Genomic DNA, 25965 nt, shown 5'->3' on the forward strand with positions numbered 1-25965 from the left:
AGAACGGAGTTCCTAACGCGCCGCCGACCTAACTCAGCCGATGCGACTGGCGCGGAGCGTCGCGCATGACGGCTGGCCGCTGCGCCGCGGAACAGCGCGGGTGCCGCTTTTGACCTCAGGTGCGCCTGTTGCCTGAGCCAGCGACCGAGCGCTGGTGCGGATGACTACGCAGTTACACACCGCATTGCATCCGCCTTCGGCGCCCCGCTGACTTCAACGGTGTAGTTCTCGCAGCTCAGCGGCAAGTCGACTGCCGCGCGCAGTGACTCGATCGACCACCGCCAGTGAGGCTCGCGAGCTGCAGCGGTACCGCGGCGTCCATTGACGCGCGCTGTCGCGTTGGCCGAAGATTGACCAGCCTACGCTTTCGGAGGTCAAGTTGATCGGGTTCGGTTATCCCGCGAGGGCGAAGCGTCTAAGCGGGACTGCATTGAAATACGCGCAGCACAGCGAATTTGATCGCGCACTCCGTCGCCTCAATGAAGCTGTGGATGTAGTCGCATCATGCCGCGAATACCTAGCCGCTGCCGAGGCCGCAAGATATGTCCTCCTTGCCGCCGCAACGATAGGGCAGAACGCCGAGGAGCCAGTACAGGAGGCTACATACAAGCTGTATCGAAGAATAGCGTTCGTGCTGAGTGATACAAGAGTAGAGATAAATACGATGTTGGCTCTTCACGAAGCGTCAAAAGGGGCAAACTTCAGCTCAGTATTGCGTGAAAATCAGGGTCGAACGCTTCCTGAGACGATCGAGCCTCTGCTTAGAGAGGTTTGGCAATCCGAACAGGACATTCCGGGGCCTATGCTGGAGCCGGAAATGCCATACGGCGCGGAAACAGTCGCGTTCTTCTACGCGGGAAGCCATGAAGCAGAGGACGTAAGCGATCCCTACACCCGACACCGGAATCTTCAGCGAAAAGCCGACCAAGAGATTACCAATCATCTCTACGCGGACGTCGAGGCATCCCAATTGTCCCTTCCTGATGTCGAGGATATTCAAGCTGCAATTCCTGCCGACGCCGTATTGATTTCACTCTTCTTGGGGGAGTCGCATCATCCTTCCCAACCGAGGCCGTTGGCGGCAGTTCAAGGGCTGGCAGTAACTCGCGAGGGAATAGATTTCCGAACGTCGACAGGAGTAAACGCTCCCGGAGGTCTTCTAGAGCTCCGGCGAGGCGACCAAGTTCTGATGGCGTCGCCGGCTATTGCAGAAGTGGACGTTCTTCGTCACGCCGTCCTCGAGGATCCACTCCATCGCCGATTGGCTCCGGAGGCAGAAGACCGCCTTAAGGGTGAAGCGCACGCCTTGTGCGCCGGATTCCTAAGATCAACGACACGCTGGCTCTCCGAGGGAAAGCGACACTTAATCATCTGGCCGAATGGTCCACTTCATTTTGTGCCGTTCCATCTCTTAATGCACGATGGCTGGACCGTTGCGGACGATTGGACAGTTACCCAGACGGCAAACCTCATGCCCTTCCGGGCGAAGCAGGAGCCCAACGAAGCAAGGCAGGCGAAGGATTTGATCGTCTTTGCATTCGCAGGTGGCAGGGCCGAACACGGGTTGCCGGCAGCTGAAGGCCTCGAAGCGCATGCCGAAGCGCTCGTTGCCACTGTAGGTGCTGGAGTAGCTGTAACCGGATCCGCTGCGACCCCGAGGCGACTAATCGCAATGGCCCGAGGTGCGCGATACCTCCACATTGCGGCGCACGGTGCTCACAATGAGTGGGCGCCATGGTTCCAGTGCGTCTTTCTCTCGCCCGACGAAAACTCTGATGGTCGATTGTTCGCTTATGACGTCCTTCACGCAGACCTGCGCGGTGTGGAACTCGTTACCTTAAGCTCATGCGAATCGGCCCTCGGAAGGTTTGATATGAACGACAATCTGCGTGGCATTCCTGCGGCATTCCTCGCTGCAGGTGCCGCTGCAGTAGTCGGATGTTCGTGGCCAGTGCATCCAGCAGTCGCGCTTGACTTCTTTGGCTCCTTGTATCGCCATCTTTCCCTAGGGATGGACCGAGTGTCAGCTTTCCGCGCGGCGCAGGTCGACGCGCGCGCTCACCATCCAGCGTATAGGGACTGGGGAGCGTTCGTGTACGTTGGAGACTGGACCTGACCTGTAGCAACGAACGGAAGGCCCAGCGATGACGTATCCCATAGCGCAGGTCAGGCTCGCCGAAGGCCCTGTGTTGGACCTAGATTTAGTGCCCCGTCTGGAACTCGGTGACGAACAAATACCGATATTGTCGCGGAGGCTGACTGTCGGCGCACCGGTCATGTTTGCGATTCCTCCGACCAGCGTAGAAACTGGAACGCAGCTCGCTGCCTACTTACTGGCGCAGGCCGGAACTAGTTCGTACTATTTTCTCGACTTGGCGGTAAGCCCTCGGCCGGATAAGGCTGAGCTCTTCACAGATCTGGGTGTCGGTGTGCAACTGGCTTGTGATGCCGCTGCGCCAAATCAGCCGATCGCCTGGTCATTGTCGCCGATGCGGTCCGCTACCTCCGTGCCGGTTCGCCGTACAGTCGGAATCACGGTCAAAGCCGTCATCGTTGAACCGAAGATGGAGCGGCAGACGGAAGTTAATCGGGAAGAAGATTTCGTGGTGGCGTATGGCTTGCGCGAAAGCTCTTTCGAATGGCGATATAGAGCCAGTCAGCGCCGTGGGCTGGATGGCATTCTCCAAATGCAGGCCGTCATTCAGGCGCCAGCAGGCTTCGACGTGCGCGCGGATGTCGTCGTGGCCGCAACCCTCCAGCTTCCTGGCTACGGGTTTGGCCGGCGCCGCTACCGAGCGGATCTTCCGGCACAGGTGCGATCGGTTGTTGGATCTGATCGTTCGCAGTCCACTCCGATTGTCGCTATCGAGTCGGCGACGTCAACCTGAGGCTGCGATCCGCAGGGCCGCGTTAACGACGCCTGCGATGGGCTCAACGACGGTTATGGTTTGGACTCTTCGGGGTGCATTCGCCGACCGGGCCTTAGTATGCTTGAAGCTAGACCACTCCGCCTTCGACGGGTCCAACGAAGCGCCGAGCAGTTCCGACTGGGCGATATGCAGCGAACGGAATGATCGAGAATCCCAGATATCCGGGAACGTCCAGGGCTCCGGCCTGTCTCCAGCTAGTGACGTCAAGTCCCCGCTGACGATCCAGGGTGCCAACTTGATGCGCCGACGATCGTCCCAGATCTGATCAGACAGGCACTGGAAGTTAGGTGAGACCATCGAAGTCCAGACCCTGAAGATCGCGATCGCGGCCCTTCAATGACCCATCTGATGGTGCCTGATGTCGTTCAATTAGATCGCGAGCCGCGCGGCAGGTGGCCGATAGCCTGTCAACAACGTCATCGGATGTGTCGGCAGCCGCTTCATCGTCCCGTACACCACGACGCAAGTCGCGCCGACTCGGTCGGTTGAGGAGCCTGAGAGCTCGCAAGAGACCGGGCTCCTCCTCTTTTACTCTCTCCGCAAGCTCGATCCACTTGGATTCTTTGTTGGCCGCAGCGTCCGCGGCACAGAGAATGAGTTCCCGTACGACATCGCGTGCTTGCACTTCGATTGCCAGGGCGGCCTTCAGAAAGTCGTCAATGCCATCGCCATTCGCATTTGTAGCTCGGTCTTCGTCAAAGTATCCCCAAAAATCCCACGGAGACCTATGTGGGTCAAGGCGCGCGAGCGCGCGGAATATTGAGTCATAGCTCGACAAAGGACGATTAGAGCTGCGCAGGCTTTGCCGATGCTTCCAAAGCCGAAGAATCTCTCCCGCGCACTCACTCTGTAGCCTTTCGCGTTCGATACCCTCCGCAGACTTAACACGTTGCACTAGATCGGCAATATAGTGCGACATCCACCTGCCCAGAGTGTCGTTATGATCCAAGACGTCAGCTAGCTCTTTGCCAAGGCGAATAATGTCTTCAAAGTTCGACGAACCCGTCGTGTTCGTCGAAGATGAGTACCTTGAAATTGGGAACTGGGATTCGGGTGTCTGGGTCATTGGGGCCATTCCAGTGCTTGTAGTCATCGCGTAGGGTGCGCTCGAGGGTCACTTTAAAAATCACACTCATGCCGGACTTGCGAGTCAGATCACGTAGGCCGTCGAGACTAATTGATAGCCTATGACCATCAGTACCTGTACCTCTGCCATTCACGTCGTGCATGTCCGACCACACTATTGACGACAATAGCAAGTGGTCACCGCGGTACCAGTTCCGCTCGTCAGTGTCGCCGGCGATGCCTAGCCAGCGACACGCCAGGGCGGACGGCCTAGGCGCCGGGAACTGCACGCCCTCGGCTAAGGGATCGGAGCTATCCAAGCGACTCGGCAGACTCCCGTCTGCGATCCATCCGAGCAGTCGATAACTGCCGGCATTCAGAGCGTCCTCGTCATTATCTCCAGGGACGGCGAAGTGCCAAGGGCTCGCGGCGCTCTGCCATGCAGCTAGCAGATGGAGTGCGCGGTCGGGTGCAACCAAGGCGCTTGATACACTGACAGCCTCCGTATCGCCATCCTTCCTCTGCGTTGACCATTCAGAGACGACGATCATGGGAGGTTCGACGTCGAAAAGCCTTCGGAGAGGATTCTCGTTCCGCACGTTGTCTGCCCAGGTGCGGTCAAGGGCGTCAAGATCTTGAAGCGAGACCTGATCCGGTGGGATGGCGTCGCGTCGATCGGACAGCCAGCGCCCGTCCCGTCTGGTCGGGCGAAAATGCTGGAGCCAGCCTGCAAAGTCGTCATCGATCCCATCCGGATCGACATGAACAGGCTCGGTATCAATTAAGTCGCCCGCGACAACCATGAGCGCATGAAAGCTCAGATAGAAGTCAAGCGCATGAACCGCAGGAGTCTCGCTCTTGTAGTAGGAGGTCTTCTCGTCCAATATTCCCAAGAGTCGGCGGGAATCTTCTACCCGTTCATCCACCAGAGGTAAAGCCCAGGATTGCGTTATTACATCGCTTGCACGTTGGGCAACCGACTCAAGCGGTAATGCGAAGCAGCGTGCGAGCGGTTCAAGCCAATGCTCCTCGAAATCGAAATAGAAGCGGTATCTTCCGTCCGCTCGCGTGCTACGGCGCTGGCTCGATGACGGCCGTCTGTCGTGCCGTTGTGCTGTCCCTACGGGGGAATTGACCCGACCAAGATGAATACGCTCGTCCTCACTGACGCCCACCAGACCCTTACGGTCGAGCAACAAAAGTGATCTACGAGCTGATTCCCTAAGCAGCACGTGGTTTCCGAAAGCGTTCGAGCGCAATCCAGACTGAAAGAGCGCCACTCGATTTGGTGCGTCGAGGCTCGCGCGCTCTAGTCCTAAGAAGAGCCACAAGAGTGCATGCAATCTATAAAACTTCAAACGAGCGTCAGTGAAAGACGCCTCCGATCCTTCTGTCGCGGCAAGGTCAGCGAGAGCGCGCAGCTCGCCATCGGCACCAAGCTGGCACAGAAGGTGGACCGAATGAGCTGCGCGCCAGCGTGTGGCCTCAGCAGGATCAGCCAATGCCGACCAGATGTAGCCCGCCACGCACCGGTGTATGTCGCTGGGCGGCAGTAGGGCGCTCGTCCATGGACCGTCACCGGTGTCGATCTCGTTTAGATACTCGAGCTCGTCGGTTGCTTGGTCGAAGCAGTCCAACGCTTCTCTGCCTGTAAGCCAAGGCGCGATGCTGGATACAAGGCCGAAACACGTATCAGCGTCAAGCGTCTCGTTGCGCGCGCCTAATTCGATAAGCGCAGCATCGAAGATGTCTCTTGAGCTACTCCCCGTCGCTCGTGAGAGCAGCTCCAATGGGAGAACTTCATAGTCAGACGAAGTTACGATTTTCTCGCAAAATCGATGTATTGCATGTGTTGCGAGAAGGCGCCCAGCGTCGAGGGCAGCGCGTGGCAGCCCGTCTGTGTCTAAAATGCGCTCGATTAGGGCTCGGTAGATGTACGCACCAAAGTTGTCATTACGGCGAAAGGCGTCGATAACTGCCGATAGATTCCGACTAGGTGTAGACAACGTCGAGTCTATCAAGTCTTCATAGTTAATGCCGACTCTGTCGACACACATCCGTCTAGCTTCCTCCAAGTCGTGCGGCTGGCTAAGGTCAAGAGCACGTAGCGCAGCTATATTGGAAGCGCGGCTTCTCAAGTATTTCTTGTCGTTTCCCCACGAAGTCCTGTGAGAGACACCCGAAGAATATGGTCGTGATGTAGTGGTTCGGCGCTGGATGGAGTTGTCCGAATAGCTCGTGGTTGAGAGATCAATCGAGAATCTCTGTGCCAAGGACTTGATCTGCTGGAAGTACTCCGGATGATGCCAGGTGCCTCTGTCGTAAGTGCTAACGACATCGAAGAGTAATGCCGGCTCGATTTGCCTTGAGGACGAAAGTCGTTCAAGTATTGGCCGCATATCCGTCGACTCGGAGATCGGAACCAGAGATGCCACACCTAAGGGTGCGTCACCCCAAAGCTCCACGGAGTCCATTATCTCCCGTAATACGTGATACGCCGAACCGAAACGGCGATCCCGCCATCGGGCCGCGATGGCGAGAGCGCTGCTTCTACTAAATCGTACGATCGTTTGGATGCATTGTGGCTGTTGCTCCGATGCGTCACCGAGAAACTCTGCTAAGGCTTCGAATGTGCGCGCTAATTGATAGGCGCGCTCGTCATCCTTCCCAACTGTCGAGCCTTGCCTAGCCAGCGCATTCACTGCATTCCAGCGTCGCAACACTTCGTCGCCAATTTTCATCGAGGTTTCGATGGCTCGCCCAAAGTATGCTTTCGCCTCCTCGAGGCTGGCGGAGCGTACGGATCTTGCCAAAGCCGCGAAGGTGGAGATTTTCTCACTGGCCTGCTCCCGAGACACGGCAAGCGTTTCGTCGAGATGAGCCGCCACAGCAAAAGTGACACTGTCCATGCTCTGCGTCCGAGCCGAGTGCTGGACGATTTCAATCAGGGTTGGCCAATAGAGAAATCTGTCAACCCGGCGAATCCATTCATGGAAGAGGCCTGCGGTGTAGTGGTCCTGATGCTGTGCCAAGATCTGCGCCGAGAATCGCGCAACCATCTGGAGCAGCACTCGTGGTGTTTGATAGTCGCCGACGTTTTTTGTGTAAGTGTCGTTGGACAGTCGGCGGAGCTCGGGATCGGATTCGGATAGGGCAGCGCAAACAACCCGGGCCCATAACTGCGCCCATGGTAGCGCCGGAGTGATGTTGCGCCGAAATTCGCTTAATTCATTTGAGGGGTCATGTTTGGGCTCCTCGATCTCTTTGACCAGTTCCGGATGGGCAAGGTTCCGCTCCGTCATTTCGAACCCGCTGAAAAAGGTCAGCAGCGAAAATCCCTTGAGAAGGAGATCTGGTGCACTGCCTCCACGGCTACCTATTCCCCGCGGCAGGCTCGGCGGCAGCTGCAACTTGAGAATGCGCCCCAGCACATTTGGCTTCGCTAGGCGATGCCTAGCGGATGCAGTGACAACTGCGATTGTTGCAGCTAAAGCTGGATACTCGTCTCCGTAGGCGTGTGACCGCCTGTCCGAAACTTCGATCGGTTTACGCCGCCTTCGGAATCTCTTCAGTGCCGAGCGGGCTGCCTCGCTGGCGATCGTTATGCCGTTCTTCCCAGCGCTTTCAAGAATACCTAGTTGAAGAAGCGCGTTACCCTCAGCTGCGACGACGAAGCTGTCCAGACTTTCGAGTCGGTTGGCCTCGATTAGCCGGCTGCCCACTATCGTGCCAGCGCGATAGGCAACTGTGGCTGGCCTCCATCGTGACAAGAACGCTACAGCGGCTCCAGGGCCATCTGTATTAACTAGCCCAAGCGCGACCTGCGCGATATCGTCGTCGCTTATATGGTTGTCGTCTTTGACATCCTCTGGCAAACGCGACCATCCGACCATCCAATCGATCGCGCTCCGCAGTCGACTTCGTGCAATGTCAAGTTGACCGGAGGCAAACGAAAGCATACAACCCTCATACGCCAGGTTTGATCCTGGCCAGTTGACGGCCAGTGCGCGACGCGCAAGGAGATCGTCGACTATCTGCCCGTTTAGTACCTCGCCCGCGATATGGGTATTGTTCCGTATTAGTGTTCGTCGACGCGCCTCGCCGAGTGACAAAGAGCCGGCCTTGAGGGCTAACTTGGCAACCTCTACCTTCATATTGCGCTTAGCTGCGGATTTCACCGCGAATTGAAGGCGCTGTTGTTCGATCTCAGCACGCTCAAGCTCGTTTGACTTCGGGAGCGCGCTTCCGTTGACGGCGAGTTGAACAAGCTTGGCGAACTGCCCAGCCTCCCATAGCAACTGAGGAAGACATGCAGCCGCGTAGGTGTACTTCTCGGCTAGAGGTTCCAGTCTCAGCAGGAAAGATGTCAACTTGGCGCTAGTCGGCCGATGATTCTTCCTGAACCACGTCTCAGTCGGCTCATCTCGGAACTGGATCGAGTCTCCGTCGATTAAGAGCGGACGGCCAAGGTCACTTACGAAGCTGTGGATAGTCTCAATGGGAAGACTGCACAGCTCAGCCATAAAGTTTATCGGTATCTGAGGGCGTAGAGCTGCGAGGGACTCGCAGATAGAATCGACCTCGCTAAGCTTAAGCTTTTGTTCATATCGGATCTTGTCAACAGAATTTGCAATTACCGCATCCAGAGTGCCCGCTGCGTCAATAGTATTGGATGACGCTAGCAGGCGTAGGCATTCTTCCACGCTGGTGGCTTCGCCTAAGACTTGCGCTTGCACGCGTGGATTGCCAAAAGTGAGTCGGTGAAACTCGGATATATCCAAGTCTTTTGCGTCCGCGAATTTCATCCGGACATGTTCGGCCGTCTCCTGTAAGGAGAAGCCGGTGATCTCGACCTTCATTGCTTCTGGAGGCGGATCTAGCAGGTCGACGCGTTCGGTGCGCGCGAACACGGCAAGGCGAACGTTGCCCGGCATTTCGTCTTCCGCCAGCAGATCCGGGACGAAAGAACCGCTATTGAAGTCCTTGGCGGCCATGACTGCGTTGTCTGCGGCGTCAATGGCAATAACCAGGACGGCGTCAGGGGATGCCGCACGTAAGGCCGCTGCGCTCTTCTGGATTCTGTCGCGGAAGGCGGCGGTGTAGTCGCTGGCTGTCGCGGTGGGGCTAGGCACGAGTGGTTGACAAAGCCGTCGGCCAGCTATTTCGTTGACTATTTGTACCAGTGCCTGTCGGTGCTCGTGACGCGGTCCGCTCATCCGGCGGTATCGTCCCGCGCCGAAGCAATCGTAAACAACGCAAACGGAGCCGCCGGGTAGGAGCTGTTGTAGGGATCCGGCAAGTACGGACTTACCAACGCCTCCCGGAGCGTGAACGATGACGGGTTTCTCGGCATGAACTATGTGAGCGGAAATTTTGTGGAACTGTTTCCTGGCAACGGGATTCAAGACGGGCGTCAAAAGCGGTGGCGCAGGAAATAGCTGATCCTCGGTTGCGCCCAAAGCTATCAGGACGTCTTCGCGGCGGATTGTCGAGTCTATCGCCAAAGAAGTGGCACGTTGTGAAACTGTTTCCTTCAACCTCAGAGACGCATCGCCCCGCATTCCCGGCAAGAATTCTGCAACGCCGTTTTCGTATTCAAGCCGCAGGGCTCCGAGGTCAATTTCCGGAGTTCCGAGATCAAGTAGCTGGGCAAACTTTGATGCGTCGCTGTCGTCGTGAATCTGGATGTACCTACGAAGTAGATCCATCTGGACTTGATGCCGAGGCTTGCGGTTCTGAGCCAGGTCTTGGACGGTTTCGTTGAATTGTTCGTCTACTGGCCTATTCGTCACGAGCTTAAATCTGACCTTGTCGAGAACGCTGATTGTGTCGTCGTTCAAGGCTTTATAGCGATCGGCGAAGCCGCACAATGTGCGCCGAAGTCCCGACAGCCTCCACGGTTCGGCTCTTCGTACTGTCGAGTGTTTTAGCTGTCGATATACAACCTTGTCGGCATCGGCCAGGTGTTCTGATCCGTAGTATTCTGCGATGTCGATGATCTGTTCGCCGGCGACGACACGCTGTCCAACTGGGAATTCTCGGTCCGATGCGCCTTCGATTGCAATTGCCACTAGAGACGTGCCGGGGACGAGTAGGCTTAAGGACTGTCGCGCCGCCCAGTAGTAATGAAACTGGTCACCGTCGCGGCTGGCTCGTAGGAGGTCTGTTCCTGACATCTGGCGATGGCCTATCGTCCAAAGTTGGCTTGGCTCGACTCATCATAGAGCTGGCGAACCGGCGCGCCGACTGGCCTAAGCTGCGCTGTCCGTCTGAGGTGCGTCCCCCTGGCTCGCCGGCTGCTTCGTCGGCTCTAAGCCTTGTATCGGCGGGCGTTTTGGCGGTGTCGATTGCGCCGGGGAGATTTGCCTTCTCGATCGACTTTCCAGGATCTCTGTCGCCCTGACATCTTGGGACGCCGACATGTCGGGGGACGTCTCGGCCGATGCGGTGCCGGCGTGATGCCCCTCCCGGGCAGCCTTACTGGGTAGCCGGTATCTAGATCGCGCGAGCATTGGGACACCGGCTACCTGAGGGCCCCGGTCGTACGTGCCTGACAGAGGGCGTGCGGCCGGGCTGCCTACGTCAACAGGGCTCGATTTGGCTCGCAGCTCGCTCCCCAGACCCGCTCGAACGAGTGGGCATAGGTCGCGGCCATGCCGTCTGCAGCCCACCTCCGTAGATGGAACACCGGGGCGTGCGATGCAGGGCGGCCATAGACGTGCGTGTTGATCAGCAACTCGTCGTCAGCGCGGTAGATCGAGTTATAGAGGACGGTGTCGTGGAGTCGCAGTTCGCCGCCGGCGTCCGCGATGGGACGGAAGCCGACTAGGGCGGTTCGGATGCGGGCGCTCATGCCGTCGCCGATGCGTTCCTCCTCACCGCGGTCATTGACGTGTACTCCGCCTGGCATGCCGAGCGCTATGCGTAGCCGTAGGCCTTCTGTGGCCTTGTTGCGCAGGAGGGCCGACGCGGCGATGTCCTCGGCCAGGAAGAGTGCGCTGTAGGCGAGGATGTCGATTTCGGCTTTGGCTTCCGCGAATAGCCGGGACCAGGCGTCGGTCGGCACGGTCGAGCGGTGCGGGTAAACGATCCGGACCTCGTCGGCGCTGGCCTCGGGTTGTGCGGGCCGAGGCAGGTCGGGCCAGAGGTCATGCTGCGACCAGCCGGTGAGGCGCGCCAGGGCGTTGCGGTGCCGCGGATACGGCATGCGACCGGACATCCAACGTTGCACGGTCTTCGGGTCGACGCCGAGGCGTGCCGCAACGTCGACTTCGTTGACGCCGGCGCCTCGCAGCGCGCGGGCGAGAGGATTGTTCACGACGACTCCGATCGTCGGCAAGAACCGCCATGCTATCGAAGAAGTCCCAAGACGTCCTAACGCCGCGGTTCACGTTCCGTCACCTGACGTGAAGAGTCGGTGCCAAGGTGACGATCGAGATCGCGGACGGGCGAGCGGCAATGACGAGAGACGATCGTGCAGGCCAAGAGTCGGCGAGACGGTCGGCGGACCGTTTGGCGATCGCGCTCGAAGACGCTGGCTTTGACGTTGGTCAGGAGTTTCCGGCCCTGCATGATGCAATCGGTCGTCAGGGTGCGGCGGTTGTGCGCATCGGTGACGTCCGGCCGGTTGTCGCGGACAGGCTTGCGGCCGCATTGACGAGCGGTGCGGTGCGGGAAACGGATCAGGTGGAGGAGGACGACAACAGGCAGTGACCTTGGCTGCGCAGCACGGGACGTTCGCTTAGGCTGCCTATGTGGATCAAGCCGAACGTGCCCGTGACCTCGCGCGCCTGTTGCTGGCTGAGTCGATTCCGCGTCGCTGGTCACACAGCCAAGGGGTTGGGCGTAAGGCCGAGTCGGTCGCTCACCTCGTCGGCGACCAGGCTTCAACGCTCGTGTCCGCTGCTTGGCTGCACGATGTTGGCTATGCGCCCGACCTGGTCGCGACCGGCATGCATCAACTGGACGGCGCGCGCTACCTGCGCGACGTTGCCCACGCCGATGATCTGATCTGCCGGTTGGTCGCGCATCACTCGTCCGCGTTCATCGAGGCCCGCAACCGCGGCCTATCCGAGCAACTCGCGAGCGAGTTCCCGCCGGTCGAGGGACTTCTCTCGCATGCGATCACGTACGCGGACATGACCACGACGCCCGATGGCGAGCCGACCGAGGTGGAGTCGCGCCTCGCCGAGATCCTCGCCCGGTACGGCGAAGGCGACCTGGTGGCCGAGTCGATCCGGGAAGCGAGTCCGCTGATCATCGACTCGGTGCGGGTGGTCACGACGGCGCTGGCCGAGGGTTGAGGGTCAGTCGGCGCGCGAGATCGAACCCTGCTCGTCGCGGCTCCAGCGGCGGCCGGCGCTGTCCAAGAACTCGATCTGCACGGGCTCTGGCTCGACGTACGTGCGCAGCCAGTCCGGCGGCGCGGGGCGCTGGACGGTGCTGCCGGGCGGGACGAGGCCGACGAACTCGGAGCCTGCCTCCTCGCCCTCGCGTGCTGGTAGTGGCAGCTCGACCTCGTAGATCGGCATCGCGCTCGCGTTGTGGATGTGAAACGCCAGTTCTCGGCCGCCGTCGATCTTCCGGATCAGTTCTACCCATGCGCTGATCCGCTCGGCTTGGGCGCGGCGCTCGTCTTCGGCGCGGCTGGCCTCGCGGTGGTGCTCGCGGCGCAATAGCAGGAAGCCGACCAGGAACGCGCCGACTGTGCCCACTGCGGCGAAGACGTCGGCGAAGGCGCTGAGCCAGTCGCTATCCAAGGTGTACGTCCCGCGGAGCGGCGAAGAACTGGTCGAGCCGCAGGCGCATTGAGCGGTCCATCGGCAGGGAGTCGATCTCTCTTGCGGAAGTCCAGCGGACCTCGGTCGTCTCCTCGCTGGTGGTCGGAGCTCCGCCAATGAGCCGGGCAGATAAGACGACGGAGAACTCCTGCCGGACCTCGCCGTTGCTGGTGTAGAGGATCACGTGTCGGGGGTCGGTATAGATGCCGACCAGGCCGGTTATCTCGACCTGAATCCCGGTCTCTTCGAGCGTCTCCCGCACGGCAGTCTCGGGCAGCGACTCGCCGAGGTCCATGGCGCCACCGGGGAGCGCCCAGTTCCCGTTGTCGGAGCGCCGGACCAGCAGCACCTCACCAGCTTCGTTGGTCACGACGACGTTCGCCGACGGCACGAGCGACGTCGCGCGTGGTGCGCTGGGGTCGTCGTAGAAATCGATCCGCTGTCCCACGCCGGATCTCATTCCAGCGGTGTGGCGTCATCCCACACGTGCTCGAAGCTCTCCAGGTATGTCGTGACCATGCTGCCGCCGGCGACCCGGCGCAGGTGCAAGACCGGAGCCTGAGCGGCTGTGAAGCCGTAGATGTGGGTATTTACCAGGAGTTGATCGTCGGCGCGGTAGATCGAGTTGTAGAGCACCGTCTGGTGCAGCCGGAACTCGACGCCATCGATCTTGCGCAACGGCCGGTACATCACCAGCGCGTTCTTAATTTTCCCGGCTTGGGCCTCGTCGACCCCTTCGTCGGTGCCGCGCTGAGCGACAACCTCACTCTCCGGATCGCCGAGCAGGATCCGCACCCGTACGCCCGCATCGGCCTTCTGCCTGAAGATCCGCCGGATGCCTGCATCCTCGGACAGGAACAACCCGCTGTAGACAAGGACGCCGATCTCCTGCTCGACACCCTCGAACATGTGCCGCCACAAGTCGGACGGAACGGTCCAGCGATGCGGGTAGATGTTGATGATCTCGCTTTCGCTGGCGCTGGCCACCTGATCCGGGCTGAGCGCGTCCGGCCATAGGTAGACCTCGTCGACACCGAGCTGGGCGGCAACCTGGTACCGATGGCGCCGGTATGGCGTCCGGCCGCTGATCCAGCGCTCGACGCTCTTCGGGTCCACCTTGAGCGCTTCCGCCATCGCGGCCGGGGTGATGCCCCGCTCCAGCATCGCGGTGCGTAGTCGCTCGTTCGGCATCGTCTTCCCGTCAGGACGTCCCGGCAGCCAGCCCACCTTATGGGAGACGTCTCGGACACGTCCAGCCACGACCTGATCACGTCCCGTCCATTTTTCGCACTCTCGGTGGCGTCGATGCGGACCGCGCATCGCCGAACCGAGAGGAGATCCACGCTATGGACACCCAGTACTTCACGAACGAGGTCCCGACCTGTCCGTGCGGCGCCCAGCTCGGCGCGGGACACCCGGTCCTGTGCCGCAAGTGCGTCGCCCGGATGCGCTGGAACCGCCGGCATCAGGCGCGTGGCGGGCACGGCGGAGCGGACCGGGCCATCCGTACGCATCGGGGTCGCCGCAATCGCAACGGCGGCGACGCATGACGATCGCCGTCTCCGCCGTCATCCTGCTCGGCGTCTTCGTCTTCCTGCTGTGGCGGTACGCCCGGTTGCCGCTCTGGCAGGCCGCCATCTGCGCGGCGTTCGGCTACTACCTGGCCGCGTCCTCGGTCGGTCCGGAAATCGGCAACGGGCTCCGCGCACTCGCACGATTCATCGCCGGACTGGACCTCTGAGGTGGCTCGTCCTGAAATCGAGGGGCGGCGCGATTGGTGGGTGATCGTGGGCATGACCATCGCTGCGATCTCCGCTGCGGTGGCCAGCTTCGCCGGCCTGCGAGGGCTCGCTCAGGTAGCCGGCTGGCCTGACCGGCTCGCCTGGCTCTTGCCGGTCACCATCGACGCCTACGCGATGACCTCATCCCGGGTCTGGCTTGCCGGAGCGCTTGGCAGCAACCGAGCCCGTCGCTTCGCCCGAGCCAACGCGATTGGCGCCATCGCTACGAGCATCGTCGGCAACGCCGGATACCACCTCGTTGCCGCCGGCCTCGTCGCGATCTCCTGGCCGATCGTCGTCCTCGTCGGTGCCGTCCCGGCCGCTGTACTCGGACTGACCGCACACCTGCACGCGCTCAGAGCTATCGCAGTGCCCCAAGACGAACCTGTGGTCCGGCCCCGAGTCCGGACCCGGCGTACGAAGCCACGCACCGATGACGCCCTGCTGTCCGCCGCCCGTGAGGCCGACGCTCGGCACCGCGCCGCGCACGGCGGACGGCCCATCAGCCGAGACGGCCTGCGCTCGGCGCTGCACATCGCCGGACCCAAAGCGACTGAACTACGGCGACGTCTCGCCGCCGAAACGAGCGACAGCACCGACCGAAAGGAGGCTTCACCCCACCCATGATCAACCAACCGCACATCCCAAGCCCGACCGTCGACCAGGAGGCCGTTCTCACCCATCTGCACGCCGCTCGACGCCGGCTCACCCCGACCGCCGTGTGGACGGCCGTTGCCGACATCCCAGTGTTGCTCGCCGAGATCGGTCGGCTCGCCCAGTTGCTCAGCCGCGCCCGGTGGGACTTCGCCGACCTACTCGCCGCCGCCCAAGCCACCCTGGCCGCCGACCAGGACGGCGAGCCCGACCCGTTGACGTACCTGCGTGACGCGGTCACCGAACACCGGGCCTGGATCCCGCCCGACGACGGCGAAATCGCCGAATGAGGGCCTACGGACGCCGGCACCGCCGCTGGAGCCGCCGCAACCCGCAACCGCTCTTGTTCGTGCCGGAAGAACCCCTACTCATCGTCGGTTTGGCCGCGCTCGGGCGCGTCCTCTTCCGCTACCGGTCGGAACTCGCACCCATCACAGCCGGAGTCGTGCTCGCCGTCGCTGGATTCGCCCTGCACCACAGCCATCCCGGCGCCTGGCCCGCGGTCGCCATTCTTGCGGTTGCGGCCGCACTCGTCGCCGGACTCCGCGGATTTCCCTGGGGCATTGCACGGGCCGAAGAACGTGTCTTCGCCGCGATGACGACAGCCGTCGCAGGCGGGTGGCTGACCGCCGCAACGGCGCTCGGCCCTGGGCAGACTCCGTTGCCCACTATCCTCGTCGTTTCCGTTGTCGCGCTTGGAGTTCCGTGGTGGGCACACCGACGTCGCCGCGCCCGGGTCCGGGTGGATCGCGTCATCCACGCATGGCCGGACCTCGCCGAGGCGGTCGGGCTCGACGGTTCACGGGTCATGTCCGCCGTGGTGAACACTTGGGGCTGGCGCGCTCGGATGAAGTTGCGCCCAGGGCAGAGCGTCACCGATGTCGTGGCTCGCGTTCCGGACATCGAGTCGGCCTTGGGCACGCGACCCGGTGCCGTTCGCGTCGAGCAGGACCCGGCACACGCCGGCCGCTGCACGATGCGAGTCCTCGCCGTTGACCCGCACGCCGGCGCGATCCCGTGGCCCGGCCCGGCCGCCCGATCGCTGGCCGATCCGATCGAACTCGGCGTCTTCGAAGACGCGACGACAGTCCGTGTGCCGCTCCTGCGGCGACACGCGCTGATCGGCGGTACCACCGACTCGGGCAAGAGCGGCGTCCTGAACGTCGTCCTCGGCAACCTCGCCGCCTGCTCCGATGTCGTCCTGTGGGGCATCGACCTCAAAGGCGGCATGGAACTACGGCCCTGGGCACCCTGCCTGGCCCGACTCGCAACCACACCGGACGAGGCAACCCAACTGCTCGCCGACGCCGTCGCCGTGCTCGACGCCCGCGCCCACGCGTCCAGTCGCGACAACACCCGCGTCTGGGAGCCCGCGCCGGACGCACCCGCCCTGGTCATCGTCATCGACGAGTACGCCGAACTCGCCGACGCAGCGCCGGCCGCCGTCACGTACGCCGAATCGGTCGCACGACGCGGCCGGGCCGTCGCCGTCGACCTGCTCGCCGCAACACAACGCCCGACGCAGAAAGCCATGGGCGGCGGAGCCCTGCGCTCGCAGATGAGCGTTCGCGTCTGCCTACGCGTCCGAGAGAGGCGCGACGTCGACCTCATCTTGGACAAGGGCATGCTTGCCGCCGGCTGGCACGCCCACACCCTCGACGCACCGGGCAAGTTCTACGTCCTCGCCGACGGGCACAACCAGCCGCGCCGAGCCCGCGCTTACCTCGTCACCGACGATCACGTGCGTGAGACGGCAGCCCGGTACGCCGACCAACGGCCTGACCTCGATCCGCTATCCCAAGCTGCCATCGACGGCCAGCCGCGCGCCATCGGATCGCCGTCAATCGGCGCCGACGACCCGGAACAAGCGCTCCTGACGGCACTCGGCAGTGCTCCCGACGACGGACTCACGATCCCGGAACTCATCGACGCGACCGGAATGCGTCGCACCTGGATCTACGACCGCCTCCAAGCGCTCGCCGCTGTCGGCCGAGCGCGGCAGGTCGCTCGCGGACGCTGGCGCGCCTGACTAGATCGTCCGCGCGGACGTCCGTCCGCTCGCGCGCGTCTGCGCATATCAGCGCGCGGACGGACGACGGACGGGCGACCGTGCGGACGCCGTTACCCGAGAGAAGGGAGGCCCAACGATCACCACGGAAGACCGCACCGACGAGAGGAGAAATCGCAGCATACGAACGTTCACCACGCTGGAAATCGAGAATGGCCAGCTCAAGACGTCCCTAGACGTCCCGATCTCCGAAGCCGTCGCCGATGTGCTGTGGCGCATCGTCGACCGCGCCCGGGAGACTCGGCAGACATGAGGTTCGCCTTCTACGGACGCGTGTCGACCGAGGACCAGCAGGACCCGCAGGCGTCGAAAGCCTGGCAGCTCTCCCGTGCTCGCAGTCTGATCGAGCCCGCCGGCGGCGAGGTCGTCGCCGAATTCTTCGACGTCGGCCAGTCTCGCTCGTTGCCCTGGAAGCGGCGCCCGGAGGCGCTGCGCCTGCTCGACACGATCAAGAGCGCTGGCCGGGACTTCGATGCCGTGGTGATCGGCGAGCCGCAGCGTGCGTTCTACGGCAGCCAGTTCGGCATGACGTTCCCGATCTTCGTGCACTACGGCGTCGGCCTTTGGGTGCCGGAGATCGGCGGCGCGATCGATCCCGGCTCGGACGCCCACGATCTCGTCATGGCGCTCTACGGCGGCATGAGCAAGGGCGAGCGCAACCGCATCAAGGTGCGTGTCCGATCGGCGATGAGGGCACAGACGGAGTTGGAGGGGCGGTTCCTCGGTGGACGCCCGCCTTACGGCTACCGGCTCGCCGACGCCGGCCCGCACCCGAACCCCGGCAAGGCGGCCGAGGGCAGGCGATTGCACCGGCTTGAACCCGACCCGGTCACGGCACCCGTGGTAGCGAGGATCTTCAACGAATACGTAGCGGGCCGAGGCATGACGTCGATCGCTCGCGGACTCACGCAGGACGGCATCGCCTGTCCGTCTGCCTACGACCGGGCGCGTAACCCACACAGGCACACGCAGGTGTGGGAGACGACCGCGATCCGCGCGATCTTGCAGAACCCGCGTTACACGGGCCGCCAAGTCTGGAACCGGGCGCGCACGGATGAGGTTCTGATCGACGTCGACGATGTCGCGCTCGGCCATGAGAACCGGCACCGCTGGAACGACCCGAGCCAGTGGGCATGGTCGCGCGCCGAGTCCCACACGCCGCTGATCACCACCGACCTGTACGAACGCGCGCAGCTAACGGTCAAGACGCGTGGCGCCATCGGCGAGGGCGGCAAGGCGCCGCGACGCAGCCGGCACGCCTACCTCTTCCGCGGCCTGCTGCGCTGCGGCCTGTGCGAACGCGTGATGGAGGGCAGCGTGAATCACGGGCGCATCTACTACCGGTGCAAGGCATCCCGCGACTACGTCAGCCAGCACGGCATTGCGCACCCGCCAGTTCTCTACCTCCGCCAGGAGTCGATCACGGAGCCGGTCGACCGGTTCCTCAGCGAAGAGCTGGGGAACGCCAACCTGACCGAAACGCTGCGCCGCATCGCCGAGGCCGGCCACCGCGCCGCGCTCGCTCAGCATCAGCAGCAGGACGAGGCGCCGAAGCTGCGCGAGACAATCGACGACTGCGACGCCAAGATCGCCCGCTATCGGGCCACCCTCGATGCCGGGGGAGATCCGGCGCTGGTGGCCGGCTGGATCAGCGAGACCGCCGCGATCAAGAAGGCGGCGCAGGCCCGGCTCGGCTTCACTGAGGCGCCACCAGAACGGATGAGCGAAGAGCAGATCGCCGCGATCGTCAAAGCCCTGGGTGGCCTGCTCGGCCTGCTGAGGCGAGCTGACCAGCACGATCGCGCTGAGATCTACGCGCGGATCGGGCTCCAGATGCAGTACCGGCCAGGAACCGGAACGGTCCTGGCCGAGATTCGATCGACTGAGGTCGATCGTGTACCTGTGTTGTGTCCGGAGGGGGACTTGAACCCCCACGCCCGATAAAGGGCACTAGCACCTCAAGCTAGCGCGTCTGCCATTCCGCCACCCGGACCTGCTCGTCCAGCTTACCGGGTTGCCCTGCCGACTTTGCAGTCGGTATCGGCGGCCCGGCGAGCCGCACAGGAGAGAACTGTACACGGTCCTGTGGTGGGGGTTGTGCAGGGGTGGGAGGGGGGACATTGCGGGGCATATGACCTGGTTAAAAGGGGTGGTCTGGCGGTTGGAGGGCGGAACGGGCAGCATGGCTGCCGTGTCTCAGGCCTCTCCTCTCGGTCCCGCTCGGCGGCGTGCGCAAGAACTGGTGGGGGCGGGGGATCTTGCGGGGGCTCGGGCTGTGCTCGAGAAAGCTGTGGAGCTGGGGAAAGTCAACCTGGCTGAGGACGATCCGGATGTTCTGCTCACTGCGTATGAACTCGGGACGATTCTGCAGCTTGCTGATGATCCGATGGCAGCTCGGCGGGTCTTGGAGGAGACGTACGCGTCTGGGCTGTGGCGTCTGGGGGACTCGGATCCGCTGATGTTGCGGATCTCGCATGACATCGGGGTAGTTGCGGAAGAGCTGGGGAACCGGCATGAAGCCCGGAAGGCCTTCACGCGGGTGGCCGAGCTCGGGCCTGGGGTGCTCGGGGAAGGGCATCCGGCGGTGGCTCGGGCGCGGGGCTATCTCGGGCCGGAGCAGCCCCAAGCAGGGATGGCCCGGCCGGAGGAGCCTCGAGCGGAGGCGGCCCGGCGGGAGGGGCCGGCGGCTGTGGTCGTGCCGGTCGTGGAGGAACCGACTACGGCGCTGCCGGTGGTCGAGCAATCGCCGATGGTGCAGCCGCCGTCGCCGGGTAACCAGCGGACGTGGGTGGCCGAGGAGCAGGCGCGGATTCCGCAGCAGAGGTGGAGTCAGGTCGAGGAGCCGACGATCGCGCAGCCGGTCGTCGCGCCGGGGCCGGGGCCGACCGCGGCGTATCCGCCGGCGCAGGTGTTCGGAGGGGGAGTGCCCCAGCAGCCGGTCATGGAAGGGCCGCCTTATCCACAGGGTGGTGCTTCACCTGCGTACGGGAAGAAAGGTCTTGGGATCTTTGCGGCCATCGCGGCGGTGCTGGCTGCGGTGATCGCTGTGGCCGCGCTTGTCTTTGTGCTGGCCAATCGGACGGGTGAGCCTGCTCGGGATCCGGATGTGCCAACTCTGGGTGGGGCGGCTCCGGGCGATGTGCGGCTGAAGGACGGCGGCAGTGCGATCACCGTCACGTGGGCCGATCCGTCTGAAGGCTCAGTGTCCTTTATGGTCACGATGGGGCGGCCTGGGCAGGAATTGAAGCCGGTGTCGACGCTGGGACCTGGGCAGACGTCGTTCGAGATGTCGGGGCTGAACGGGGAGCTGAACTACTGCTTCGCGGTGGTGGCGGTGTATCGGAACAACCAGTTCGCCACGTCGCCGCAGGCTTGCACGAGCCGGGCTACGGCTACTCCCCGATAGATCGTGATCACTCTCCGAGAGCTTGATCACTGAGCGCTACGAGACTTATCCACAATGGGTACCGAGCGCTACGCCGAGCCCCCTATGATGGCCTCCGTTCTTGACCGACATGAATGCGCCGGCCGACGGGGAGGCAGCGGCAGTGACCAGCGAAGTGCGACCCAAGAGGCGGTGGCGCCGTCGTGGCTACCTGGTCACGATGGGCACCGTCCTGGCGCTCGCGGGTGGGCTGGGGCTCACTGTGCTCGGGCTCGGGTCGGCCGATCAAGCCGTGGCCAGCTTCGACGCCGCCTCGTGGGTGTGGAGCCGGGCCAAGGGTGAGGTGGCGCGGGTCAACGGCGTGACGGCCAAGGTGGACACGCGGGTCGACGTTCCTCAGGCGCGCGGTCATCAGGTGCAGATCGTGCAGAACGATCGGTTCGTGATCCTGCGCGACGTCAACACCGGCGCGATCGGGTCGATGGATCTGACGACGCTGGAGAAGTTCTGGGACGACTCGACCAGCTCCGGCATCGGGGTGCGCGTCGCGCTGCACGAGGACTCGGTCTTCGTGATCGACACCGTGCAGGGGCGGGTGCAGCAGCTCGATCCGAAGACTCTCGGGCAGGTGGGGGAGCCGTTGCAGTTCCCGCCGGGCATCGCGGGTGGGGTGTTCGACGGCAAGGGCAAGCTGTGGATCGCCTCGCCCAGCGAGGGGACGGTCACGGCGATCACGCCGGCGGCGATGTCCTCGGAAGGGCCGGCGCCGGCCGCAGGGCCGAAGAAGGAGCGGACGGAGCCGGTTGCGGGGGCGAGCCATGATCTGGTGCTGTCCACGCTCGACGACGGTGTCGCGGTGCTCGACCGGACGACGAACGGGCTGAGCACCATCCGCGACGGGCGGAAACGGCCCGATCCGGTGACGTTGCCGCTGGCGGGGCCGGGCACGCTGGCGCCGCACACCGAGGGCAAGCAGGTGCCGGTGACCGTGCCGGGCGACCGGCATGTGTATGTGGTGGGCGCCGACGACAAGCTGCGCAGCGACTTCGCGGTGCCGGGCGACGGTGAGGATCTTCAGCCGGCGGTGGCGTGGGAGGGCTACTTCTACGTGGCCGACGCCGACGGGTCGGTGCACGTGTTCGACTCGGCCGGCGCGCGGCAGAAGGACATCAGCTTCGCCAACCCGGGCGGTCCGCTCGAGCTCGAGGTCCGTGAGGGCTACCTGTTCATCAACGCCCCGGGGTCGCAGGCGGCGCGGGTCGTCGACAACCAGCACACGGTTCGGACCGTGGACAAATACGCCGACGACGTGCTCGGCGGCGACCCGCCGCAGACGCCGCCGCAGGCACCGCCGCCGCCGCCGAAGCCGAAGAAGCCGGTGGTGACCAAGCCGGGAGCGCCTCGCAACGTACGGGCGGCGGCCGGCAACGCCGAGGCGCGGGTGACCTGGCAGGCGGCGCGGGACAACGGAGCCGCGATCTTCAAGTACGTGGTGGTGGGCTCCGGGCGCACCTTCCAGGTTGGCGCCGATCAGCGGGCGCTGACGATTCCGGGGCTGGTGAACGGGCAGACGTACACGTTCACCGTGAGCGCGGTGAACAAGAAGGGCGCCGGGCCGGCCCGTACGAGCAATGCCGTGAAACCGACCTCCGAGGTGCCGGACGCGCCGACCGCGGTGACCGCCGAGGCCAAACCGGACGGCTCGGTCGTCGTGAGCTGGCCGCCGGCCAACGGGCAGGGCCTGCAGATCAAGCGCTACACGGTCACGGCGATCTCCGAGGGCGGCAGCGCGCCGATCGGCGACACGGCCGAGCCGAGCCTGACGATCAAGACCGGGCAGCTGGAGTACGGCAAGCAGTACGCATTCACGGTCGTCTCGGTCAACGAGCGCGGCGCCGGGTCGAAAGCGTCGCCGGTCAGTCCCAGCGTGGTGCCGTTCACGGCGCCGGGCAAGCCGGACGGCGTCGACGCGGCGACCGAGGGGGACCAGGCCGGGTCGATCTCGGTGGCGTGGCAGCCGTCGGTGGACAACGGGCGGACGATCACCAAGTACGTGGTGGCGGCCGGTGGCAAGACCACCGACGTCACCGCGGGCACGGCGACGACGCTGACCGGGTTCGAGTCGGGGGTCAACGTCGCGGTCGAGGTGCGGGCGATCAACGAGGCCGGGGAGAGCGAGCCGGGCACGGCCACCGCGCGGACGGTGGCGTCGCCGAAGGTCACGGTGACCGGGGTGAGCGCGACGTTCAACACGGCCACGGTGGCGTTCAGCGTGGACGCGGGCGGTGGCACGGCCAGCTGCTCGGTGGCGGCCACCGGTGGGGCGACGGCCAAGGGCAACTGCTCCAGCCTCAAGCTGACCGGGCTCAAGCCGAGCACCAGCTACACGTTCACGGTCACGGCGTCGAACGCGGCGGGCACGGTCCAGGCGAAATCAACCAAGACCACGGCCAACCTGTACGGCGTGGCGACCTGCAAGAACGGTGAGAAGGGCGAGACCGCGACGTACTGCGACAAGGACGTCGACGGGCGCAACGGCAACGAGATCTTCAAGGGCACGTCGCAGAAGGGCACGCAGGTCGGCTGGGCCAAACCGGGCACGCGGCTCCAGGCGTACTGCAAAAAGAATGGCGAAGAGGTCTACGCCTACATCTACAACGACGAAAAGAAGAGCACCTGGTGGATCCAGGTCAACTACGAAGGCAAGAACTACATCCCGTGGGCGTGGCTCAACCTCGACGGTGGGGACGACCTGAACGACCTGCCCAACTGCTGAGGTAACAAAAGTGACCGAACCGCTCCCGCCCCAGCACATCCAGGGGTTCGCCCAGGTCGCGGCCGCGCTCGCCGAACGCATCGGCGCGGTCGTGCTGGGCAAGCCCGACGTGGTCGAGCTGGCCCTGACCGCGCTGTTCGCCCAAGGGCACGTGCTGCTCGAAGACGTGCCCGGGGTCGGTAAGACGACGCTGGCCCGGGCGCTGGCGGCGTCGGTGCAAGGGCAGTGGCGGCGCATCCAGTTCACGCCCGACCTGCTGCCGTCCGACGTGTCCGGGGTGACGATCTTCAACCAGGCCAGCCGTGGGTTCGAGTTCCACCCGGGTCCCGTCTTCGCCAACATCGTGATCGCCGACGAGATCAACCGGGCGTCGCCGAAGACGCAGTCGTCGCTGCTCGAGGTGATGGAGGAGCGGCGGGTCACGGTGGACGGGGTGCCGCATCCGGTGCCGCAGCCGTTCCTGGTGGTGGCGACGCAGAACCCGGTCGAGATGGACGGTACCTACCGCCTGCCGGAAGCGCAGCTCGACCGGTTCCTGGTCAAGCTGTCGGTGGGCTATCCGAGCGAAGAGGTCGAGGTCGAGGTGCTGCGCGGGGCGGCGATGCGCTCGCCCGACACGCTCGAGCCGGTCACCGACACGGCCACCATCGGCGAGATGGTGCGCATGGCGACGCACGTGCACATCGCAGACCCGCTTTACACGTACGCGGTGAGACTGGCCGCCGCAACGCGCAACCACCCTCAAGTCCGCGTCGGGGTCAGCCCGCGTGGGGTGATCGCGCTGACCCGGGCGGCGTGCGCGTACGCGCTGATCCACGGCCGGGGGTACGTCCTGCCGGAAGATCTCAAGACGCTGCTCGGGCCGGTCTTCGCGCATCGCGTGCTGCTGTCGGCCGACGCGCAGCTGCGCGGGGTGACCGCGGCCGAAGTGCTCGACGACGCGGTCCGGTCGGTGCCGGTGCCGTTGCCCGACAGCACCCGCGTCACGGCCGGGGCGTGACCAGCGCCCCCGCCGCCGGTGAGCCGCCGCTGCCGGTCGGCAGCGCTCCGCCGACCGGCGGCGGCCCGGCCGATTCCACTGCGCCCCCGACTGGCGCTCCGCCGACTGGCGCTTCGCCGACTGGCGCTTCGCCGACTGGCGCTTCGCCGACTGGCGCTTCGCCGACTGGCGAACGGTCGGGCGGCGAACGGTCGGCCGGCGGAAGGTCGGGCGGCGAACGGTCGGCCGGCAGAAGGTCGGGCGGCGAAAAGTCGGGCGGCAATTTTGGCGATTTGTCCGCGCCGGCGGCTGAGGGCCGCTCCAGCGGGCGAAGCGCCGATGCGCGAGGCGGCGCCTCCGACCTGGCTGTTTCCGGTGGGCCCAGTGGCGCGGTGCTGCGTCAGTGGCGGCGCACGGGGGTCACTGGGCGGGGCGCGGGCTTGATTCTGGCTGCCGCAGGGCTGGTTGCCGTCGGATTCCGTTACGGATACCCGGATTTGGCGCTGCTGGGGGCGGCGGGAGGGGTGGCGCTGGTCTGTGCGGTCGGGTTCGCGTTGTGGCGGCCCCGGCTCGGGGTGGAGCGGGTGGCCGATCCGGATCGGGTGGCGCGGGGGGAAGCGGCGCGGATGACGCTGACCGTGCGCAACACGAGCCGGATGCGGGCGGCGAATCTGGTCGCCAGCGATCGCTGTGGTGGTGGGGCTGTGCCCGTGCCCTTGCTGCGGTTGCGGCCGGGGCGGGACACCACCGTGGACTATCCGGTGCCCACCAGCCGGCGCGGGGTTGTGCCGGTCGGGCCGTTGCGGGTCACCCGGGGGGATCCGCTTGCGCTGGTGACGCTTTCCCGGACGTACGGCGGAATCGCTCATGTCTGGGTCCATCCCCGGATCCACCTGTTGCGGGCGGTGCCGGCGGGGATGGCGCGCGGCCTGGACGGGCGGATCGACAAGGTCCCGCAGGGGACGATCACGTTCGACACGCTGCGCGAGTACGTGATCGGCGACGAGATGCGGCGGGTGCACTGGCGCAGCAGCGCCAAAGTGGGCGAGCTGATGGTGCGGGAGCAGCTCGACACGTCCGAGCCGACGGTCGTGGTGCTGCTCGACGACCGGGCGGTGGCTCATCCGGAGGTGCGCGACGGGGTGGCCGAGTCGTTCGAGGCGGCCTGCGAGGCGGCGGCGTCCATCGTGGCCGCCGCGGTGCGTGAGGATCTTCCGGTCAGCCTGCATCTGGTGAGTGAGGTGGCGACCGGGCCCTTCCTGGATGTGCTGACCGAGGCGACGCTGCGCGACGGCGATCTGGCGGCGACGCTGCGGCGGATGCGCTCGCAGCGGCTCGGGGACACGCTGGTCTTCCTGACCGGTCCGGGTGGGCGCGGCGACCTCGGCTCGGTGAGTGGATTGCGGGGGCCGTACGCGGTGGTGCTGGCCGGGCTCCTCGGCGACCGGGACGGCGCGCCCGTCTCCGCCGGCGACGGCCTGATCGTCATCGACGCGGCCGACGGCGCCGAATTCGCCGCAGCTTGGGACGGAGTCCGCGGATGGTGA

At 64.3% G+C, this 25965-nt stretch carries 19 protein-coding genes and 1 tRNA gene; 14 read left to right on the forward strand and 6 right to left on the reverse strand.

Annotation, left to right across the window (positions count from 1 at the left end; genetic code table 11):
• The first annotated feature begins 430 nt into the window (after positions 1-430).
• Both CRP55_RS08670 and CRP55_RS51995 read left to right on the forward strand, forming a co-directional pair.
• On the forward strand, positions 431-2116 hold the full coding sequence (locus tag CRP55_RS08670) for a CHAT domain-containing protein (protein WP_143234477.1): 1686 nt from the start codon (positions 431-433) through the stop codon (positions 2114-2116).
• Between the two features lie 28 nt (positions 2117-2144).
• Positions 2145-2888 carry a hypothetical protein gene (locus CRP55_RS51995; protein WP_143234479.1) on the forward strand — a complete coding sequence of 248 codons (744 nt, stop codon included), beginning with the start codon at positions 2145-2147 and terminating at the stop codon, positions 2886-2888.
• Between the two features lie 1028 nt (positions 2889-3916).
• On the opposite strand, the gene CRP55_RS52005 is transcribed toward CRP55_RS51995, so the two are convergent.
• Both CRP55_RS52005 and CRP55_RS08675 read right to left on the reverse strand, forming a co-directional pair.
• Positions 3917-10171 carry an ATP-binding protein gene (locus CRP55_RS52005; RefSeq protein ID WP_143234482.1) on the reverse strand — a complete coding sequence of 2085 codons (6255 nt, stop codon included), beginning with the start codon at positions 10169-10171 and terminating at the stop codon, positions 3917-3919.
• A 401-nt stretch (positions 10172-10572) separates the two neighbouring features.
• Positions 10573-11334 carry an XRE family transcriptional regulator gene (locus CRP55_RS08675; protein ID WP_245922878.1) on the reverse strand — a complete coding sequence of 254 codons (762 nt, stop codon included), beginning with the start codon at positions 11332-11334 and terminating at the stop codon, positions 10573-10575.
• Between the two features lie 86 nt (positions 11335-11420).
• Between CRP55_RS08675 and CRP55_RS08680 the strand changes: the two genes are divergently transcribed.
• Entirely contained in the window at positions 11421-11708 is a 288-nt protein-coding gene (locus CRP55_RS08680; RefSeq protein ID WP_097319146.1) for a hypothetical protein, read from the forward strand.
• A 41-nt stretch (positions 11709-11749) separates the two neighbouring features.
• Positions 11750-12298, forward strand: coding sequence for an HD domain-containing protein (locus CRP55_RS08685; RefSeq protein ID WP_097319147.1), 549 nt, complete (start codon positions 11750-11752; stop codon positions 12296-12298).
• A gap of 3 nt (positions 12299-12301) precedes the next feature.
• On the opposite strand, the gene CRP55_RS08690 is transcribed toward CRP55_RS08685, so the two are convergent.
• Genes CRP55_RS08690 through CRP55_RS08700 form a run of 3 tightly spaced genes read right to left on the reverse strand, consistent with a single transcriptional unit; the run spans position 12302 to position 13966 of the window.
• A complete protein-coding gene (locus CRP55_RS08690) occupies positions 12302-12754 on the reverse strand; it encodes a hypothetical protein (RefSeq protein WP_097319148.1) in 453 nt (150 codons plus the stop codon).
• Entirely contained in the window at positions 12747-13223 is a 477-nt protein-coding gene (locus tag CRP55_RS08695; RefSeq protein ID WP_097319149.1) for an NUDIX domain-containing protein, read from the reverse strand. Before CRP55_RS08695 ends, CRP55_RS08690 begins: the two co-directional genes overlap by 8 nt.
• A gap of 8 nt (positions 13224-13231) precedes the next feature.
• Positions 13232-13966, reverse strand: a complete 735-nt coding sequence (locus tag CRP55_RS08700) for a helix-turn-helix domain-containing protein (RefSeq protein WP_097319150.1) — start codon at positions 13964-13966, stop codon at positions 13232-13234.
• A gap of 155 nt (positions 13967-14121) precedes the next feature.
• Here CRP55_RS08700 and CRP55_RS08705 point away from each other — a divergent pair, with 155 nt between their 5' ends.
• The 6 genes from CRP55_RS08705 (at position 14122) to CRP55_RS08730 (ending at position 19222) form a co-directional block, all read left to right on the forward strand.
• The gene (locus CRP55_RS08705; protein WP_097319151.1) at positions 14122-14325 is read left to right on the forward strand and encodes a hypothetical protein; all 204 of its coding nucleotides are present in this window, start codon (positions 14122-14124) and stop codon (positions 14323-14325) included.
• Positions 14322-14516: a hypothetical protein gene (locus CRP55_RS08710; protein WP_097319152.1), complete on the forward strand. Its 195-nt coding sequence runs from the start codon at positions 14322-14324 to the stop codon at positions 14514-14516. The genes CRP55_RS08705 and CRP55_RS08710 overlap by 4 nt, the downstream gene beginning before the upstream one ends.
• Positions 14517-14568: 52 nt before the next feature.
• Complete coding sequence (locus tag CRP55_RS08715) at positions 14569-15183, forward strand: DUF2637 domain-containing protein (RefSeq protein ID WP_097319244.1); 615 nt, start codon at positions 14569-14571, stop codon at positions 15181-15183.
• Positions 15180-15500, forward strand: coding sequence for a hypothetical protein (locus CRP55_RS08720; RefSeq protein ID WP_097319153.1), 321 nt, complete (start codon positions 15180-15182; stop codon positions 15498-15500). The genes CRP55_RS08715 and CRP55_RS08720 overlap by 4 nt, the downstream gene beginning before the upstream one ends.
• The gene (locus CRP55_RS08725) at positions 15497-17239 is read left to right on the forward strand and encodes an FtsK/SpoIIIE domain-containing protein (RefSeq protein ID WP_097319154.1); all 1743 of its coding nucleotides are present in this window, start codon (positions 15497-15499) and stop codon (positions 17237-17239) included. Before CRP55_RS08720 ends, CRP55_RS08725 begins: the two co-directional genes overlap by 4 nt.
• Positions 17240-17527: 288 nt before the next feature.
• The gene (locus CRP55_RS08730; protein WP_097319155.1) at positions 17528-19222 is read left to right on the forward strand and encodes a recombinase family protein; all 1695 of its coding nucleotides are present in this window, start codon (positions 17528-17530) and stop codon (positions 19220-19222) included.
• On the opposite strand, the gene CRP55_RS08735 is transcribed toward CRP55_RS08730, so the two are convergent.
• Positions 19187-19271 (reverse strand) — tRNA-Leu (locus CRP55_RS08735). The two genes, CRP55_RS08730 and CRP55_RS08735, sit on opposite strands and share 36 nt — an antisense overlap.
• A 282-nt stretch (positions 19272-19553) precedes the next feature.
• On the opposite strand from CRP55_RS08735, the gene CRP55_RS08740 reads away from it, so the two are divergent.
• The 4 genes from CRP55_RS08740 (at position 19554) to CRP55_RS08755 (ending at position 25965) form a co-directional block, all read left to right on the forward strand.
• Positions 19554-20684 carry a fibronectin type III domain-containing protein gene (locus CRP55_RS08740; protein ID WP_143234483.1) on the forward strand — a complete coding sequence of 377 codons (1131 nt, stop codon included), beginning with the start codon at positions 19554-19556 and terminating at the stop codon, positions 20682-20684.
• A gap of 109 nt (positions 20685-20793) precedes the next feature.
• Positions 20794-23439 (forward strand): fibronectin type III domain-containing protein, encoded by a 2646-nt coding sequence (locus tag CRP55_RS08745; protein WP_438865773.1) that lies wholly within the window; start codon positions 20794-20796, stop codon positions 23437-23439.
• Between the two features lie 10 nt (positions 23440-23449).
• Positions 23450-24439 carry an AAA family ATPase gene (locus CRP55_RS08750; protein WP_097319157.1) on the forward strand — a complete coding sequence of 330 codons (990 nt, stop codon included), beginning with the start codon at positions 23450-23452 and terminating at the stop codon, positions 24437-24439.
• A 374-nt stretch (positions 24440-24813) separates the two neighbouring features.
• Positions 24814-25965, forward strand: coding sequence for a DUF58 domain-containing protein (locus tag CRP55_RS08755; protein WP_097319246.1), 1152 nt, complete (start codon positions 24814-24816; stop codon positions 25963-25965).

The organism is Paractinoplanes atraurantiacus (genome assembly GCF_900215205.1).
Taxonomy (GTDB): domain Bacteria; phylum Actinomycetota; class Actinomycetes; order Mycobacteriales; family Micromonosporaceae; genus Actinoplanes; species Actinoplanes atraurantiacus.

Coding starts and splice junctions, on each gene's coding strand:
- CRP55_RS51995 (WP_143234479.1), top strand. CDS start 2,145: ATGACGTATCCCATAGCGCAGGTCAGGCTCGCCGAAGGCCCTGTGTTG.
- CRP55_RS52005 (WP_143234482.1), bottom strand. CDS start 10,171: ATGTCAGGAACAGACCTCCTACGAGCCAGCCGCGACGGTGACCAGTTT.
- CRP55_RS08700 (WP_097319150.1), bottom strand. CDS start 13,966: ATGCCGAACGAGCGACTACGCACCGCGATGCTGGAGCGGGGCATCACC.
- CRP55_RS08705 (WP_097319151.1), top strand. CDS start 14,122: ATGGACACCCAGTACTTCACGAACGAGGTCCCGACCTGTCCGTGCGGC.
- CRP55_RS08710 (WP_097319152.1), top strand. CDS start 14,322: ATGACGATCGCCGTCTCCGCCGTCATCCTGCTCGGCGTCTTCGTCTTC.
- CRP55_RS08715 (WP_097319244.1), top strand. CDS start 14,569: ATGACCATCGCTGCGATCTCCGCTGCGGTGGCCAGCTTCGCCGGCCTG.
- CRP55_RS08720 (WP_097319153.1), top strand. CDS start 15,180: ATGATCAACCAACCGCACATCCCAAGCCCGACCGTCGACCAGGAGGCC.
- CRP55_RS08725 (WP_097319154.1), top strand. CDS start 15,497: ATGAGGGCCTACGGACGCCGGCACCGCCGCTGGAGCCGCCGCAACCCG.
- CRP55_RS08730 (WP_097319155.1), top strand. CDS start 17,528: ATGAGGTTCGCCTTCTACGGACGCGTGTCGACCGAGGACCAGCAGGAC.
- CRP55_RS08745 (WP_438865773.1), top strand. CDS start 20,794: ATGAATGCGCCGGCCGACGGGGAGGCAGCGGCAGTGACCAGCGAAGTG.